The sequence below is a fragment of the Pseudomonas azadiae genome, assembly GCF_019145355.1.
Classification (GTDB): domain Bacteria; phylum Pseudomonadota; class Gammaproteobacteria; order Pseudomonadales; family Pseudomonadaceae; genus Aquipseudomonas; species Aquipseudomonas azadiae.
In genome coordinates this window covers 3,521,574-3,536,867 of sequence record NZ_JAHSTY010000001.1, presented here as the reverse complement: position 1 = coordinate 3,536,867, position 15,294 = coordinate 3,521,574, and the positions used below count along the sequence as shown (strand labels likewise).

The following is a 15,294-nucleotide window of genomic DNA, read 5'->3' as shown; positions in this document are numbered from 1 at the left end:
CCACATTTTGAACTGTGTTCAGTCATTTTTATTGGGGTGACGCCGTAAATCGAGGGTCATCGGTAACTCGTCGTTAATCGTCAAGCCAGGCACCGGCAACTTGCCTGGACTATGCCCCAACCGGAAAAACCTCGCCATCCTGCGGCTCTCCGCCTCATTGGCATTCACCGGCAAGCTGTCGTAATTACGTCCGCCCGGATGCGCCACATGGTACTGGCAGCCGCCCAGCGAGCGTTGCATCCAGGTATCCAGCAGATCAAACACCAACGGAGCATGCACCGCGATGGTCGGTTGCAGGCAGTTGGCCGGTTGCCAGGCGCGGTAGCGCACGCCGGCGACGAACTCACCGACGCGCCCGGTGGGCTGCAACGGTACCGGGATACCGTTGCAGGTCAGCAGGTAGCGCTGCGGTGGCAGCCCGGTCAACTTGACCTGGAGGCGCTCGAGGGACGAGTCCACATAACGCACCGTGCCGCCCACCGCGCCCTCCTCGCCCAGCACATGCCACGGCTCCAGGGCCTGGCGCAGCTCCAGTTCGATACCGCTGACGGCGTAGTCGCCGACCTTGGGAAAACGGAACTCCAGATGCGCGGCAAACCATTCGGCGCGCAGCGGATAGCCGGCGGCGTTGAGTTCGGCGATCACGTCGGCAAAGTCTTGTTCGATAAAGTGCGGCAACAGGAAGCGGTCATGCAATTGCGTGCCCCAGCGCGCGAGTTTGGGCGGTGCATAGGGTTCGCGCCAGAACCGCGCGACCAAGGCACGCAGCAACAGTTGCTGGGCCAGACTCATGCGCGCGTGCGGCGGCATTTCGAACGCACGCAGCTCGAGCAGGCCCAGGCGGCCGGTGGCACCGTCCGGCGAGTAGAGTTTGTCGATGCAGAATTCGGCGCGGTGGGTATTGCCGGTCACGTCGATCAGCAGGTTGCGCAGCAGGCGATCCACCAGCCATGGCGGGCACTCTTCGCCGGGCTCGGGCATTTGCGCGAAGGCGATCTCCAGCTCGTACAGCGCATCGTTGCGCGCTTCATCCACGCGCGGCGCCTGGGAGGTCGGGCCGATGAACAGGCCGGAGAACAAATAGGACAGCGAGGGGTGGTTATGCCAGTAGCTGATCAGGCTGCGCAGCAGATCGGGTCGGCGCAGGAAGGGTGAGTCCTTGGGCGTCGCGCCCCCCAGCACAAAGTGGTTACCGCCGCCGGTGCCGGTGTGGCGTCCGTCGATCATGAATTTCTCGGTGGTGAGGCGGGTTTGCCGCGCCTCTTCGTAGAGGAATTCGGTGCGCTCAACCAGCTCATCCCAGGTGGCGGAAGGCTGGACATTGACCTCGATCACACCCGGGTCCGGCGTCACGCGAAAGTTGCTCAGGCGCGTATCGGCCGGCGGCTCGTAGCCTTCGAGCAACACTGGGCACCGCAGCTCTTCGGCGGTCGCCTCGATGGCGGCGACCAGTTCCAGATAGTCTTCGACGCGCTCCAGGGGCGGCATGAACAGATAGAGGCGCCCCTCCCGTGCCTCGGCGCACAGGGCGGTGCGGGTCAGCCAATCGGCGGACTCGTCGACTTTCGGCACACGCTCATCGCTCGGTGCGGGTTCGCCATGGTTTTGCAGTTGAGCAGTGCCCGGCAGCTCCGGCTGGTCCTGGTTGGGATCGGTCGGGTGCACAAACGGATACTCGGCCGCGGTCACCCAGGGTTGCGAAGCCAATGGCAGGCGGTAGCCCAGCGGCGAATCGCCCGGCACCAGGCGGCAGTGGTTGTCACGCAAGTACCAACGCCCACTCTGCCAGCGGTCATTGGCCGCCGTACGCGCCAGTGGCAGCACTTGGCCGATGATTTTATCCAGCCCTTGGGCGAACACTTTGCGCAGGCGCTCGCGCTCCAGGTCGTCGCTCAGGCGCGGGTCCTGGGCAGTGACATTCTGCGGCAGCGCACCTTCGCGCCACAGGTAGTAGAAATTGTCTTCAAAGGCCGGGAATACAAAGCGCGCGGGCAGTTTGAGGCGTTCGGCGACGCTGGCCAGGAAACGCCCGGCCAGGATGCCGTCGGCGCCGTAGTCTCGTTGCTCATCGGCGATCAATGCGCTGTTGTGCCAGATCGGCACGCCGTCACGACGCCAGTGGCAATTGAGCGACCAGCGCGGCAATTGCTCGCCGGGGTACCACTTGCCCTGCCCGAAGTGCACCAGGCCTTGGGGCGCGTAATGTGCACGCATACGCTGGAACAGCTCGGCGGACAGGCGACGCTTGTCCGGCCCGAGCGCAGCGGTGTTCCATTCGGCAGCATCAGGGTCGTCGATGGAGACGAAGGTCGGCTCGCCGCCCATGGTCAGGCGCACGTCGTGCTTGAGCAGGTCGCCATCGATCTGCCGGCCCAGGGCCTGGATCGCCAGCCATTGCTCCTCGGTGTAGGGCTTGGTGACTCGAGGGGCTTCCCAGATCCGCTCCACCGACATTTCGTGGGTGAATTCGCACTCGCACGGTTCCACCAGCCCACTGATCGGTGCCGCCGAGGATGGATCGGGGCTGCAGGCCAACGGGATATGCCCTTCACCGGCGAACAACCCGGAGGTGGCGTCCAAGCCGATCCAGCCGGCGCCGGGCAAATACACTTCGCACCAGGCGTGCAGGTCGGTGAAGTCCACCTCGGTGCCGGAGGGGCCGTCGAGGGCCTTGACGTCGGCGGTGAGCTGGATCAGGTAGCCGGACACAAACCGCGCCGCCAAGCCGAGGTTGCGCAGTAACTGAACCAGCAGCCAGGCGGAATCGCGGCAGGAGCCGCAGGCGTTATCCAGGGTGAATTCCGGGGTTTGCACCCCCGGTTCCATGCGGATCAGGTAGCCGATATCGGCGGCAACACGCTGGTTGAGGCCCACCAGAAAGTCCACGGCCGGCAACGGCGTGCGCTCGATACCGGCCAAATAGGCGGCAAACTTTGGCGTCAGCGGCAGGGTTTCCAGGTACGGCGCCAGTTCGCGCTGCTCATCGGCGGCGTAGCTGAAGGGGATTTTTTCGGCGTAGGGCTCAAGGAAAAAGTCAAACGGGTTGAACACCGCCATCTCGGCGACCAGGTCGACTTCGATGCGCAGCTCACGGGTCTTTTCCGGGAACACTAACCGCGCCAGGTAATTGCCCTGAGGGTCTTGCTGCCAATTGATGAAATGCTGCTCGGGCAGCACTTTCAGCGCGTAAGACAGAATCCGCATACGGCTGTGAGGCGTCGGGCGCAAACGCACGATCTGCGGGCCGAGTTCGACAGCGCGGTCGTAGCGGTAATGCGTGACGTGGTGCAACGCGACATGAATCGACACGGCGGCCTCCTGCGAGCCAGGGCATGGACACAACGCGCGCAAGACTTATGCCAGAGCGGCCGTCGTTGCGCTTTATCGTAAGACCCGGTGCAGTACAGCACCAAAACGGCGCCAATGTACGTGCCGTGGTGCAAGAGCTGCACATATTTGTGGCGCAGGGTGACGAATCTACCCAGCTAGCGTGCTTTGTGTGTTGCGATGATGGCTTGGCGCAGCCGCTTCACTTCAACGAGTTTCTGGCGCATTTCGCGGTGACGCTTACTGTTGAGCAGCAGCAATCCCAGCAGCGGGAACAGCAGGCTCAAGCCATAGGAAAGCGGATGCGGACCAAACGCGATGGTGGGCAGCACCGCCAGAACACAGAGCGCAAGCAACATCGCCAGCGGCCATACCCATTGCGGCCGCCCGCGCGCGATCATGAAATTGCACTGCACGATGCCCCACGTCAGCGCGAGGCCACCCAGGAAGGAATACTTGAGGTTGTCGTCCATCGGCAAGCGCGGGAAATAACTGTCGAAAATCAGTGGCACCGCAAAAACCAGGCTGAACACCGCCGCGAAAATCGCCCCCATGAAGACCGGAAAGTACTGCGCCAGAAAACTGCGAATACCGGGTAGCTCATTCATCGCTCATTTCCTCATACAATCCCACGGCAATGGTGCGCACATTCCCCGAGATTGCACTGCCGGTGAAACCGATGGCCGCGCCCAGGGCATCCTGTATCTGGGTCACCGTTGCATGCTTGACCTGGGCGGGGGTGAAACGCTTGGTCGCCTCGCCGGACAGTTGCTTTAACTTGAGCATTTTGGCGGTCATGCGCGGGTCCTGGATGCTGAGCAGCTCCTTCGTGAGCTTGGCGCGCTCTTGCCGGGTCAATCCTCGCAATACGTCCCGCACGCTTTTGCCGGTGGCGGCCTGGTTCAGCCGCACCAGCTTTATCGTGGTCAACGTCGATGCGCCGACCCCGATCAACGACGCCGCATCCAGCGCGATCATCGTGTACTGATACCACTGCGAGCTGTCGAGCTTGTCGTTTTTGGAGGGGTCACTGATCTCATTGCTGACGCGATAGCCACTGGCAAAACACTGCAGCGTGCTGGCCGTGGCGGCGGTATAGCCGATGGCCGTGATCACGCTGCTGGCGCCCGCCGTGAACGGCACGGCGACGGTGCCGCTGAGCACGACGATCCAACCGATGATCGCGCCTGCGCAGGACAGAGACGTGTTGATCGCCTCTCCCACCAAGCGCGATTCGCGAGGGTTGTCCTGGACCTGTTGCGCAAACTGCGCCGGGGCAATGTACTTCTGCGCTTCACGCAAAATAATGCGTTTGGGAGCAATGCTGCAGATCGGCTGGAACTCACGCAGAGTGACCACGTTGAAGTCGGCATCGATGTACACCACACCCGCGCCGACAATGCCGGGGTCTGCATCAATGGCCGCAAACAGGCGCGGCAGGTTGATCTGGCTTTCGATGCGCTGGCGCGCCATGAACTGGGAGCGGTTAAAGTCCATGCCGATGCCGGCCAGAGGATTGCCCATGGATGTTCTTCCTTGAAAGGGGTGCAGATTGAACTGACGCTATCGCAGGCAAGCCAGCTCCCACAGTTGACCGCGTTCCTGCATGAGCATGCGGTCAAAGGTGGGAGCTGCTTGCCTGCGATAGCAATACAATGGGCGCCACCTTAACAAACAGGCCACCCGCCTGCCAGAAAGCAAAACGCCAGCACTGAGGCTGGCGTTCTGCTTGATCAGACCGCGATCAACGCGGCACCACCGGCTTGCGGGTGGGCTTGCCGCCTTTACCCTTGGCCGCATCGGTGCGCTCTTTGGCGGCCTGCTTGTTCCGCGCCTGCGCCGCGGCCTTGGCCTGTTCGCGCTTGTCCCATGGGTTGCTGCCGTCGCTGCCGCGAGGCGGCAGGCCGGTGTGCTGGGTGAGGATTTTGGTGGTGGTTTCCTTGGCGACCTTATGGCTGCCGGCCGGCGTCGAGTTCTTGCGACGGGCGCTCTGGTAGCTGTCGGTGCTCGGTTGGTGCAGCGGGATCAACTGGTCCTTGCCCGGCCCGATCAGGTCGGCGCGGCCCATGCGGGTCAGCGCTTCACGCAGCATCGGCCAACCTTTCGGGTCGTGGTAGCGCAGGAACGCCTTGTGCAGACGACGTTGCTCTTCGCTCTTGACGATGGTCACCGCGTCGCTCTTGTAGGTGACCTTGCGCAGCGGGTTCTTGCCCGAGTGGTACATCGCCGTGGCGGTGGCCATCGGCGACGGGTAGAACGCCTGCACCTGGTCGGCGCGGAAGCCGTTGCCCTTGAGCCACAGGGCCAGGTTCATCATGTCTTCATCGGTAGTGCCGGGGTGGGCGGCGATGAAGTACGGGATCAGGTACTGCTCCTTGCCCGCTTCCTTGGTGTACTTCTCGAACATGCGCTTGAACTTGTCATAGCTGCCAATGCCCGGCTTCATCATTTGGTTGAGCGGACCTTCCTCGGTGTGTTCCGGGGCGATCTTCAGGTAGCCGCCGACGTGGTGCGTCACCAGTTCCTTGACGTATTCCGGCGATTCCACGGCGAGGTCGTAGCGCAGGCCGGAGGCGATCAGAATTTTCTTCACGCCCGGCAACGCTCGCGCACTGCGGTACAGCTGGATCAACGACGAGTGGTCGGTGTTCAGGTTCGGGCAGATGCCGGGGAAAACGCACGATGGCTTGCGGCAAGCGGATTCGATTTCCGGGCTCTTGCAGGCGATGCGGTACATGTTTGCGGTCGGCCCGCCGAGGTCGGAAATCACGCCGGTAAAACCCGGAACTTTGTCGCGGATCTCTTCGATCTCGCGAATGATCGACTCTTCGGAACGGTTCTGGATGATGCGGCCTTCGTGCTCGGTGATCGAGCAGAAGGTGCAGCCGCCGAAGCAGCCACGCATGATGTTCACCGAGAAACGGATCATGTCGTAGGCAGGAATCTTCTCCTTGCCATACGCCGGGTGCGGCACACGTGCGTAAGGCATGCCAAACACGTAGTCCATTTCTTCGGTGGTCATCGGAATGGGCGGCGGGTTGAACCACACGTCCACTTCGCCGTGCTTCTGCACCAGGGCGCGGGCGTTGCCTGGGTTGGTTTCCAGGTGCAACACGCGGTTGGCGTGGGCGTAGAGCACCGCGTCGCCACGAACCTTTTCCACCGAAGGCAGGCGGATCACAGTCTTGTCGCGGGTCATGCGCGGGCTGGCCAGGATCTGCACAACCTTGGCCTCGTCCGGATCATCCACCGGCCCCTTTTCCTGTTCGATGGCGCAGGCCTGGGTGTCCTGGGTATTGACGTACGGGTTGATGATCTTGTCGACCTTGCCCGGACGGTCAATGCGCGTGGAGTCCACTTCGTACCAGCCGGCCGGCGTGTCACGGCGGATGAACGCAGTGCCGCGCACGTCGGTGATGTCTTCGATCTTGTGGCCCCACGACAGGCGTTGGGCAACTTCAACGATGGCCCGCTCGGCGTTGCCGTACAGCAGGATATCGGCGGTGGCGTCGATCAGGATCGAGTTGCGCACCCGGTCCTGCCAGTAATCATAGTGGGCGATGCGGCGCAGGGAGGCTTCGATGCCGCCGAGTACGATCGGCACGTTCTTGTAGGCTTCCTTGCAGCGCTGGCTGTACACCAGGCTCGCGCGGTCCGGGCGTTTGCCGGCCATGCCGCCGGGGGTGTAGGCGTCGTCGGAGCGGATTTTCTTGTCGGCGGTGTAGCGGTTGATCATCGAGTCCATGTTGCCGGCCGCGACGCCGAAGAACAGGTTCGGCTCGCCGAGTTTCATGAAGTCATCTTTGGACTGCCAGTTCGGCTGCGCAATGATCCCGACGCGAAAGCCCTGGGACTCCAGCAGCCGGCCGATGATCGCCATGCCGAACGATGGATGGTCCACGTAGGCATCACCGGTAACGATGATGATGTCGCACGAATCCCAGCCAAGCTGATCCATCTCCTCCCTGCTCATCGGCAGGAATGGCGCAGGACCGAAACATTCGGCCCAGTACTTGGGATAGTCAAATAACGGCTTGGCTGTTTGCATGACGGTGACCGGTGTTGAGATGAAAAATCGCGGGCGCGGAATATAGCACAAATTTTGACCAATTCCGACGGCAGTGGTCGGCTTTTACCCTGGCGCCTGCCTCACCCGCGCCTTTAGCCTGATTTGCCGGTGCATGGGCCCTAATTTGCTAGGCCCTGCCCTCGCCCGCCCCTGGATAGGCTGTCGCAATTGGACTCCTCTCTCGTGGTAATACCGATGGATATCGACACCGCTGCGCCCTCTTCCACGCCCGACACTCATGCAGTTTTAATCAAGAGCCAACTGCCTGCCTGGCTGACTCGGGCGCCTGCAAACCTGCGCTCGGCCTTACGCGCCAGCTTGCTCAACAGCAACCAATCCAGGCACTGGCTCCTAGAGGTTTTCAACCGAATCCAGAGCCCGCAAGCGTTTGCCCTGCCCCTGCTTGAGCGCGCCATGCGCCGCGAGTACCTGACCTTGCTGGACGCCAAAACCTCGATCCTGGTGCGCCAATGGCAAACCTCGCACCTGCTGGGACTGGTGCGCACGGATGCGGGCACCACCGAACACACGCTGCTGGAAGCGGCCCTGCAGAATTTTGAGGCATCGGAGGCAGAGGACGACGGCATGGGAGCCGGCTCCGTACTGGTCAACGTTGTCGCTGGCGGGCGCCTTGCTACCGTATTTTCACCGACTCAGTTTGCCGGCTTCTGCCGCAAGCTGGATATGGGCGGCAGCTACCTCAGGCATGTTCGTGAAGTCATTCGTTCCAGTGAGGCCGTGCGCGCAAAATTTCGCAAACACGAGCAGTACAGATTCGAAGTCGCGCTGCATCAGGCCTACCTCAAGGACGACCTCCCTCTGCGTCTGTATGAGAAGCTGGTCGCCCTGGCTCGCGACGGCCATCACCCGGACCTCACATGCAGCCACCTGACACTCAACGCCATTGTCATTCCGACGGTGCTGGTCATCCAGAAGACCAACGCCGACGCCCGCCCCCTTCTCTACACCCCTGAAGATCCCATAGCCGCGCTTCGTCAACACACCTCGATGCAGGATCTGCAAACCCAGATGGCCCGCCGCCTGCTAAGCCCGGCGTATCAGAATTTTTTCAAACACCTGGTGCCCTTGCATAACCGCGAATCGCTGCTGGCGGTAAAGCCTGCCAGGGTCGATTGGATGTCTGGCGGCTCGCCTGGAAAAGTCTGGCCACCACGCCTGGAACACCCGGTAACGCTGACCGGTATTACTGACCCCCTGTTTCACGCCATCGCGCTGCAACGCTTCGATCAAATCGAACGTGATGCTTGCGAAGTGGCGGTGCCTACGGCACAGGCCGACCTCATCAGCCGCCAGAAACGTTTGCAGTACTACCTCGATATGGGCAAGTCCTTGCTGTTTTTCGCCGCCTCCTTTGTGCCCGTCGTCGGCGAGGTGATGCTGGTCGTCGCAGGCGCTCAGTTGGTCGGCACGGTATACAGCGGTTTTGCCGCCTGGAGTCGGGGCGACAGCCAGGCAGCCCTGGAGGATCTGCTGGATGTGGTCGACAACATTGCCATGGCCGTCGCCACCGCAGGCGTGATCAAGGCCGGTCGCTTTACCGCTGGCCTGGTAAAAGTGCAGGTACGCAACCAAGGCTGGCGCCTGTGGCACTCCGACTTGGAACCCTACCGTCACCCACAGGCACTCCCCGAGCACCTGGTCGCCGATAAACAAGGCGTTTATCAGCATGAAAAGCAGCACTTCCTGAAAATGGACGATCACGTCCATGCCATCAAACGTTCAGCGGATGGCAAGCAATGGGCATTGGCGCACCCCACCGACCCGCTCGGCTATTCACCCCCGCTGTTGAGCAACGGAGTGGGCGGCTGGCGTCACGTGCATGAGACACCTCAAGACTGGGACACCCTTAAACTGATCAAGCGCCTGGGACCCGATGCGGCCGCTATAAAACCGCCTGCCGTTGAAACCCTCCTGCTGCTCAGTGGCGTAGACTCCGCAACGTTGCGCCAAGCCCACCAGGACATGGTGCGGCCGCCGCCCTTGCTGCGTGACACGGTCAAGCACTTCAATCTGGAGCAGGAAATCACCGATTTCAACCTGGACCGTGCGCAAGGGAGCACTGTGACGGCGCATTCGCCGCTCATTCAATTTCACTTGCTCCGCTCGTTGCCGCAGTGGCCCGACAGCTACACCCTGAAGGTGGTCGACGATCAGCAAAATACGCTGATGAGCACCGGCACGGCGCTCAGAGAAATCAGGGTGAGCGAGGCCGAATTTCGGCGGGGCGACTTGCTGCATGCGGTGCAGAAACAGATGGAGCAAGTCGATTTCAATCAATTGCTGCCTGCCTCGTTCAGTGACTATCTGACCAAAATCGAAAGCCTCGCCCTACGCCTGCAAGAGCAGGCGCTGCAAAAAAAACAGTGGTTGTTTTCGCAACTCAACGCAGTTAACGAAAAAGCGCTCACGCCCGCTGGACAATCCCTCCACGCGCTGATGCCTGAGCTGTCCGAAAGTCATCTTGAAGAACTCGAGGCCACGCTTACACCGTCCGAACGTCAACACCTGCAAGCAGGACAAGGCTTGCCGACGGTGCAGCGCGGGGAGGCGGAGCAATACAATGACGCGATCCGCGCCACGCGCATGCAGGAGAGTGTGTTCCTGAAGTCGCTTCGCAGCCGTGAAAGCGTGCCGCTGACACTGTATGCCCTGGAGCGGGTGCCTGGATGGCCAGACGCGCACCGGATCGAAGTCTACGACGAGAGCCCCCAAGGCCCGCTTCTAGGCGGTATCAGCACAAAGGATGCGAGCGCTCGTCACGTGTTGATCCGTCATGGCGAGCTGTACTCACTCCACACCGCTGAAGGCGGCGCTCCCACGTCAATGACGAGCCTGCCTGCCGCCATCGACGGCACGCTCAGCGCACCTGAGCGCAGCATGCTTCTGGAGCAATCGGGCGCCCACACGCTTGAGCAGGCGCTCCAGCAGGCGGGCCCATCTTTATTGGCGCAAGAGCCGCCACCTTGTCGAGGGCAGATCCCGACGGCGGGGCTCCCCCGCGCCAACGGCATAGCACTCGACCCACTCTTTGCTGAAACGGCATCGATATCCGGGCTGTCGGCGCGCGCCGACGACATCTACCAAGGCCCACCGATGGCCGATGGCAGGTATCGCTACTACATACAAGACAACCAGAAATTCTATCCGGTTAAACATGACCCGCCAGGATGGCGACTGCTCGACGCCCGCAGCCGCTTCAGGGCCTATCAACCCTACCTGCGCAGAAAAGCGGAAGGCGGCTGGGAAATTGACCCGGCGAAGGAAGGATTGCTGGGGGGAGCCGGCGATCCTGACCCATCGCCAGAGGACATGGAGTCGAGTGAAGAGTTTGAGTCAGCGCACTCCACCAGCCCCTATGGGTCCGCCGAGGAAGGCGCGGTGCAGGCGCAATTCACCCGTCAGGAGCGGGCACACATGCGCACCCAGCGCGGCTATCAGCATAGCCAAAATTATCGTGGCTTTTATGATCGCGCCAACAATGGCCGCTACCCCTTGCGCAATGAATTCGGCAAGCCGATGCGAATCAAGCAAATACAAGCGCAGGCGACATCCCTGACCAGCAGCACCGTATACACCAGCCAACCGCTCAGGCCTTACCTTGAATGGGAAGGTTACGAAAACGTCGCCCAACTGTATGAAGACAAGCTTGAGGTTGTGCCTTTCACGGCGGCCCATCAAAAATCTGGTCAGGAATCTTCGCTGATCGGCCAAGCCACCGTGGTTACACGCCGGCCACTGACAAAAGGTGCCGCACTGGGTGTCTACGGCGGCGAAATACTGCCACTTTTTGTCGCCAGGGCGCGCAGAGACCCTTACCTGATGCCTATCAAGGGCGTGAGGCCGACGACACCCTATGCTCTCAACACTCAGTGGGTGCTCTCCGGCGACAATGCACTGTCGAGGATAAACACCATTTTTGAGTATGACGCGGCGGGTCAGCCGATCCGTCAGGCTCCGTCGGGCTACAACGTTGAAGCGGTGCAATTTCGCGTAGCTGTCCACACAGACAGCAATCCGAGCGACCAAATGATACTCACCGGGCTATTTGCCAGCGAAGACATCCCCGCCGGCACGGAATTACGCTGGAACTACCAATACGACGAAGCCACCATTCGCAAGTTGTTTTCCAGGCAGTAGCCGTTACTCATCATCGTCGAAGTTGTAGCTGCCCGGCGCCAGGTTCTCAAAGCGCGTGTACTTGCCGATGAAGGCCAGGCGGATAAAGCCGATGGGGCCGTTCCGCTGTTTGCCGATGATGATCTCGGCAATGCCCTTATGTTCCGTTTCGGGGTGATACACCTCGTCGCGGTATACGAACATGATCACGTCGGCGTCCTGCTCGATCGCGCCGGATTCACGCAAGTCGGAGTTCACCGGGCGCTTGTTGGGCCGTTGCTCCAGGGAACGGTTGAGCTGCGACAGCGCCACCACCGGGCAGTTGAATTCCTTGGCCAGGGCCTTCAAGGACCGCGAGATTTCGGAAATTTCGTTGGTCCGGCTGTCACCGCTGGAGCCCGGGATCTGCATGAGCTGCAGGTAGTCGATCATGATCAGGGCGATATCACCGTGTTCACGCACCAGGCGACGGGTACGTGCACGCATCTCCGAAGGGCTGATGCCCGCAGTGTCGTCGATGAACAGTTTGCGGTCATTGAGCAGGTTGACCGCCGAGGTCAGGCGCGGCCAATCGTCGTCTTCCAGCTGGCCGGAACGCACCTTGGTCTGGTCGATACGCCCCAGGGACGAGAGCATCCGCATGATCAGCGATTCACCTGGCATCTCCAGGGAGTACACCAGCACCGCCTTGTCGCTGCGCAACACGGCGTTTTCCACCAGGTTCATCGCGAAGGTGGTTTTACCCATGGACGGACGGCCGGCGACGATGATCAGGTCGGAGGGCTGCAGGCCGCTGGTCTTCTCATCGAGGTCGGCATAACCGGTGGAAATGCCGGTGATGGCCGCATCGGTATTGAACAGTGTGTCGATGCGGTCGATGGCCTTGGTCAGCAGGTCGTTGACGCTGACCGGGCCGCCGGTTTTCGGGCGGGCCTCGGCGATCTGGAAGATCTGCCGCTCGGCCTCATCGAGAATCTCCGCAGCAGTGCGGCCTTCGGGGTTGAAAGCGCTGTCGGCGATTTCGGTGCTGATGCCGATCAACTGGCGCAGGGTGGCCCGCTCGCGGACGATCTGGGCATAGGCCTTGATGTTCGCGACAGACGGCGTGTTTTTCGCCAGCTCACCGAGGTAGCCCAGGCCGCCGACCTGGGAGGTCTGGCCTTCCTTGTCCAGTTGCTCGGCCAGGGTCACCACGTCGATCGGTGAGTTCTGGTCGGCCAGCTTGGCAATGGCGCGGAAGATCAGGCGGTGGTCATGACGATAGAAGTCACCGTCCGAGACTTGATCCAGCACGCGTTCCCAGGCGTTGTTGTCCAGCATCAGACCACCGAGCACAGCCTGTTCGGCCTCGATGGAATGCGGCGGCACCTTCAGGGCAGCGGTTTGCAGATCGTATTGCTCAGGAGCTGAAATATCGTTCATGGCCACTTGAAATTAGGGGTGTGTAGAAAAACAAAAGGCACGACCTGTAAACAGGATCGTGCCCGATGTTAACCGGCTGCCACGCAAGGTGCCAGCCAGTTGGGTAGTGCTTAAGCTGCGACCACGACAACGCGTACGGTGGCTTCAACTTCGGCGTGCAGGTGCACGGCTACGTCGAATTCGCCTACGTTGCGGATGGTGCCGTTCGGCAGACGAACTTCGCTCTTCTGCACTTCAACGCCGGAGGCGGTCAGTGCATCAGCGATGTCGTGGGTGCCGATCGAACCGAACAGCTTGCCTTCGTCACCGGCGGTGGCAGTGATAGTCACTTCCAGCTCAGCCAGTTGGGCAGCGCGAGTTTCGGCCGATGCTTTTTTGTCTGCTGCTGCTTTTTCCAGCTCAGCACGACGCTCTTCAAACGCAGCCAGGTTGGCGGCGGTTGCAGCGGTGGCTTTGCCGTAAGGCAGCAGGTAGTTACGACCGTAGCCGGCCTTAACGTTCACTTTGTCGCCCAGGTTGCCCAGGTTGGCGACTTTTTCCAGAAGGATCAGTTGCATGTGAAAATCCTCTAACTTTTAACCTTCACCGTTCGCGCTATCGGCATCTTTCGATGCCAGACGTCCGCGAAAATCAATCAGGCCGTCGACAATGGCCAAAACCACGAGTAACGGATAGATCAGCTGCATGAACAACAACATTGTCACGTACATCCCCACCAGCCAGAACTTGGCCAGGCGCTTGCGCGCGACCAGCCCGTGGATCAGGGCCAGCCCGGAAAACACCAGCGGTACGCTGCAAAACAGCACCATCAAGGCCATCTGTGAACCGAGGTTCGGTCCGATAACCATGAGTGCCAGCAACAACATCGCCGGGCCCACGGGGATTCTGATACTGCGAAACTCGCGACCAAAACCACCCGGGTTGTACAACAACGCCTGCCAATATCGCCCAAGCATCAGGCTCAGCACGCTGACGATCTGCATCATTACCGCCATCAGGCCGATCAGGGCCGGTGCAATCAGTGTTGCCAGTCGCGCTCGCTCATCTACCGAAAACTGCTGGTAGAGTTCCCCGAGGGCTAGCGGCAGGACCTTGACGATCTCTTGCGCCAGCGCCTCGATTTGCGGGCGGAAAGCCGCGTCAATCAACACCGAAAACACCAAACCCAATGCCACGCTGACCAGCAGCGTGCGGACCCAGGACTCACTTGCGCGCAAAACCAACGCAAGGCTCGACGACCCCAGCAGTACCAGAAGCACCTTGGGTTCGCCCAGTTGCAGCCACCAGATCAAGGCGGCCAACACTCCCAGGGCCAGGACGCCAACGGCATCCTGCAAACCGCGCCGCAGGAGCACGAGGCATCCAGCGGCAGCACCCAACCAATACAACAACGGCAATGCTGCACATCCAGCCACTACCAGAGTGGCCTGCACACGACCGCGCATGATGAACTCAGCTAAGGCGCGCATGCATTCAATCCCTTACTACTTGTCGACTGCCCGGTCTCAGCGGCCGTGGCTGTCGGTGTAGGCCAGCAGGGCCAGGAAGCGGGCGCGCTTGATAGCGGTGGCCAGCTGACGCTGATAACGTGCTTTGGTACCGGTGATACGGCTTGGAACGATTTTGCCGGTCTCGGATACGTAGGCTTTCAGAGTGTTGAGATCTTTGTAATCGATCTCCTTCACGTCTTCAGCGGTGAAGCGGCAGAATTTACGACGACGGAAGAAACGTGCCATTTGATAGGCTCCTTAAAAGGTCCGTGGATTACTCGTCAGCGTTATCGCTGTTGTCGCTGTCATCACTGTCAGCGCTATCAGCGCCTTCGTGCTCAGGACGGTCGCGACGCTCACGGCGCTCACTGCGGTTTTCTTCAGCCTTGAGCATCTCGGATTGGCCGGTAACGGCTTCTTCGCGACGGATGACCAGGTTACGGATCACTGCATCGTTGTAGCGGAAGTTGTCTTCCAGCTCGGCCAGGGCCTTGCCGGTGCACTCAACGTTCAGCATCACGTAGTGAGCCTTGTGAACATTGTTGATTGCGTAGGCCAGTTGACGACGGCCCCAATCTTCCAGACGGTGGATTTTGCCGCCGTCTTCTTCGATCAGCTTGGTGTAACGCTCAACCATGCCGCCGACTTGCTCGCTTTGATCCGGGTGGACCAAAAAGATGATTTCGTAATGACGCATGAATGCTCCTTACGGGTTGTAGCCTGCCGCTCAAAAACGGTCAGACAAGGAGTGAATGACACTTATGGATCCTGCCGCAGAGAGGCACATGCGTGCCTGCCAGGAAGGCAAGGGGCGCAATTGTAGAGAAGGGGGAGAACGGGCGCAAGGTG

General features: G+C 60.8%; 10 protein-coding genes. 1 reads left to right on the top strand and 9 read right to left on the bottom strand.

What is annotated here, in order from left to right:
* Nucleotides 1-18 precede the first annotated feature (18 nt).
* The 4 genes from KVG91_RS16000 to KVG91_RS15985 form a co-directional block, all read right to left on the bottom strand.
* On the bottom strand, nt 19-3,309 hold the full coding sequence (locus KVG91_RS16000) for a transglutaminase family protein (protein ID WP_169377814.1): 3,291 nt from the start codon (nt 3,307-3,309) through the stop codon (nt 19-21).
* Between the two features lie 176 nt (nt 3,310-3,485).
* Nucleotides 3,486-3,935 (bottom strand): hypothetical protein, encoded by a 450-nt coding sequence (locus KVG91_RS15995; RefSeq protein ID WP_169377815.1) that lies wholly within the window; start codon nt 3,933-3,935, stop codon nt 3,486-3,488.
* Nucleotides 3,928-4,851 (bottom strand): NAD synthetase, encoded by a 924-nt coding sequence (locus KVG91_RS15990; protein ID WP_169377816.1) that lies wholly within the window; start codon nt 4,849-4,851, stop codon nt 3,928-3,930. Before KVG91_RS15990 ends, KVG91_RS15995 begins: the two co-directional genes overlap by 8 nt.
* Nucleotides 4,852-5,071: 220 nt before the next feature.
* The gene (locus tag KVG91_RS15985; RefSeq protein WP_076951873.1) at nt 5,072-7,375 is read right to left on the bottom strand and encodes a YgiQ family radical SAM protein; all 2,304 of its coding nucleotides are present in this window, start codon (nt 7,373-7,375) and stop codon (nt 5,072-5,074) included.
* 216 nt (nt 7,376-7,591) lie between these two features.
* Here KVG91_RS15985 and KVG91_RS15980 point away from each other — a divergent pair, with 216 nt between their 5' ends.
* Entirely contained in the window at nt 7,592-11,554 is a 3,963-nt protein-coding gene (locus KVG91_RS15980) for a dermonecrotic toxin domain-containing protein (protein ID WP_169377817.1), read from the top strand.
* A 3-nt stretch (nt 11,555-11,557) separates the two neighbouring features.
* Here the strand turns inward: KVG91_RS15980 and dnaB are convergent, their stop codons facing one another.
* From dnaB to rpsF, 5 genes are all read right to left on the bottom strand, one after another.
* Nucleotides 11,558-12,955 (bottom strand): replicative DNA helicase, encoded by a 1,398-nt coding sequence (gene dnaB / locus KVG91_RS15975; protein ID WP_169377818.1) that lies wholly within the window; start codon nt 12,953-12,955, stop codon nt 11,558-11,560.
* 110 nt (nt 12,956-13,065) lie between these two features.
* Nucleotides 13,066-13,512 carry a 50S ribosomal protein L9 gene (rplI, locus tag KVG91_RS15970; protein ID WP_003171376.1) on the bottom strand — a complete coding sequence of 149 codons (447 nt, stop codon included), beginning with the start codon at nt 13,510-13,512 and terminating at the stop codon, nt 13,066-13,068.
* A gap of 18 nt (nt 13,513-13,530) precedes the next feature.
* Nucleotides 13,531-14,424 (bottom strand): YybS family protein, encoded by an 894-nt coding sequence (locus tag KVG91_RS15965; protein WP_169377819.1) that lies wholly within the window; start codon nt 14,422-14,424, stop codon nt 13,531-13,533.
* Nucleotides 14,425-14,460: 36 nt separating this feature from the next.
* On the bottom strand, nt 14,461-14,691 hold the full coding sequence (gene rpsR, locus KVG91_RS15960; RefSeq protein ID WP_002551829.1) for a 30S ribosomal protein S18: 231 nt from the start codon (nt 14,689-14,691) through the stop codon (nt 14,461-14,463).
* Nucleotides 14,692-14,719: 28 nt separating this feature from the next.
* A complete protein-coding gene (rpsF, locus tag KVG91_RS15955) occupies nt 14,720-15,142 on the bottom strand; it encodes a 30S ribosomal protein S6 (RefSeq protein WP_003236224.1) in 423 nt (140 codons plus the stop codon).
* Nucleotides 15,143-15,294: the final 152 nt, after the last annotated feature.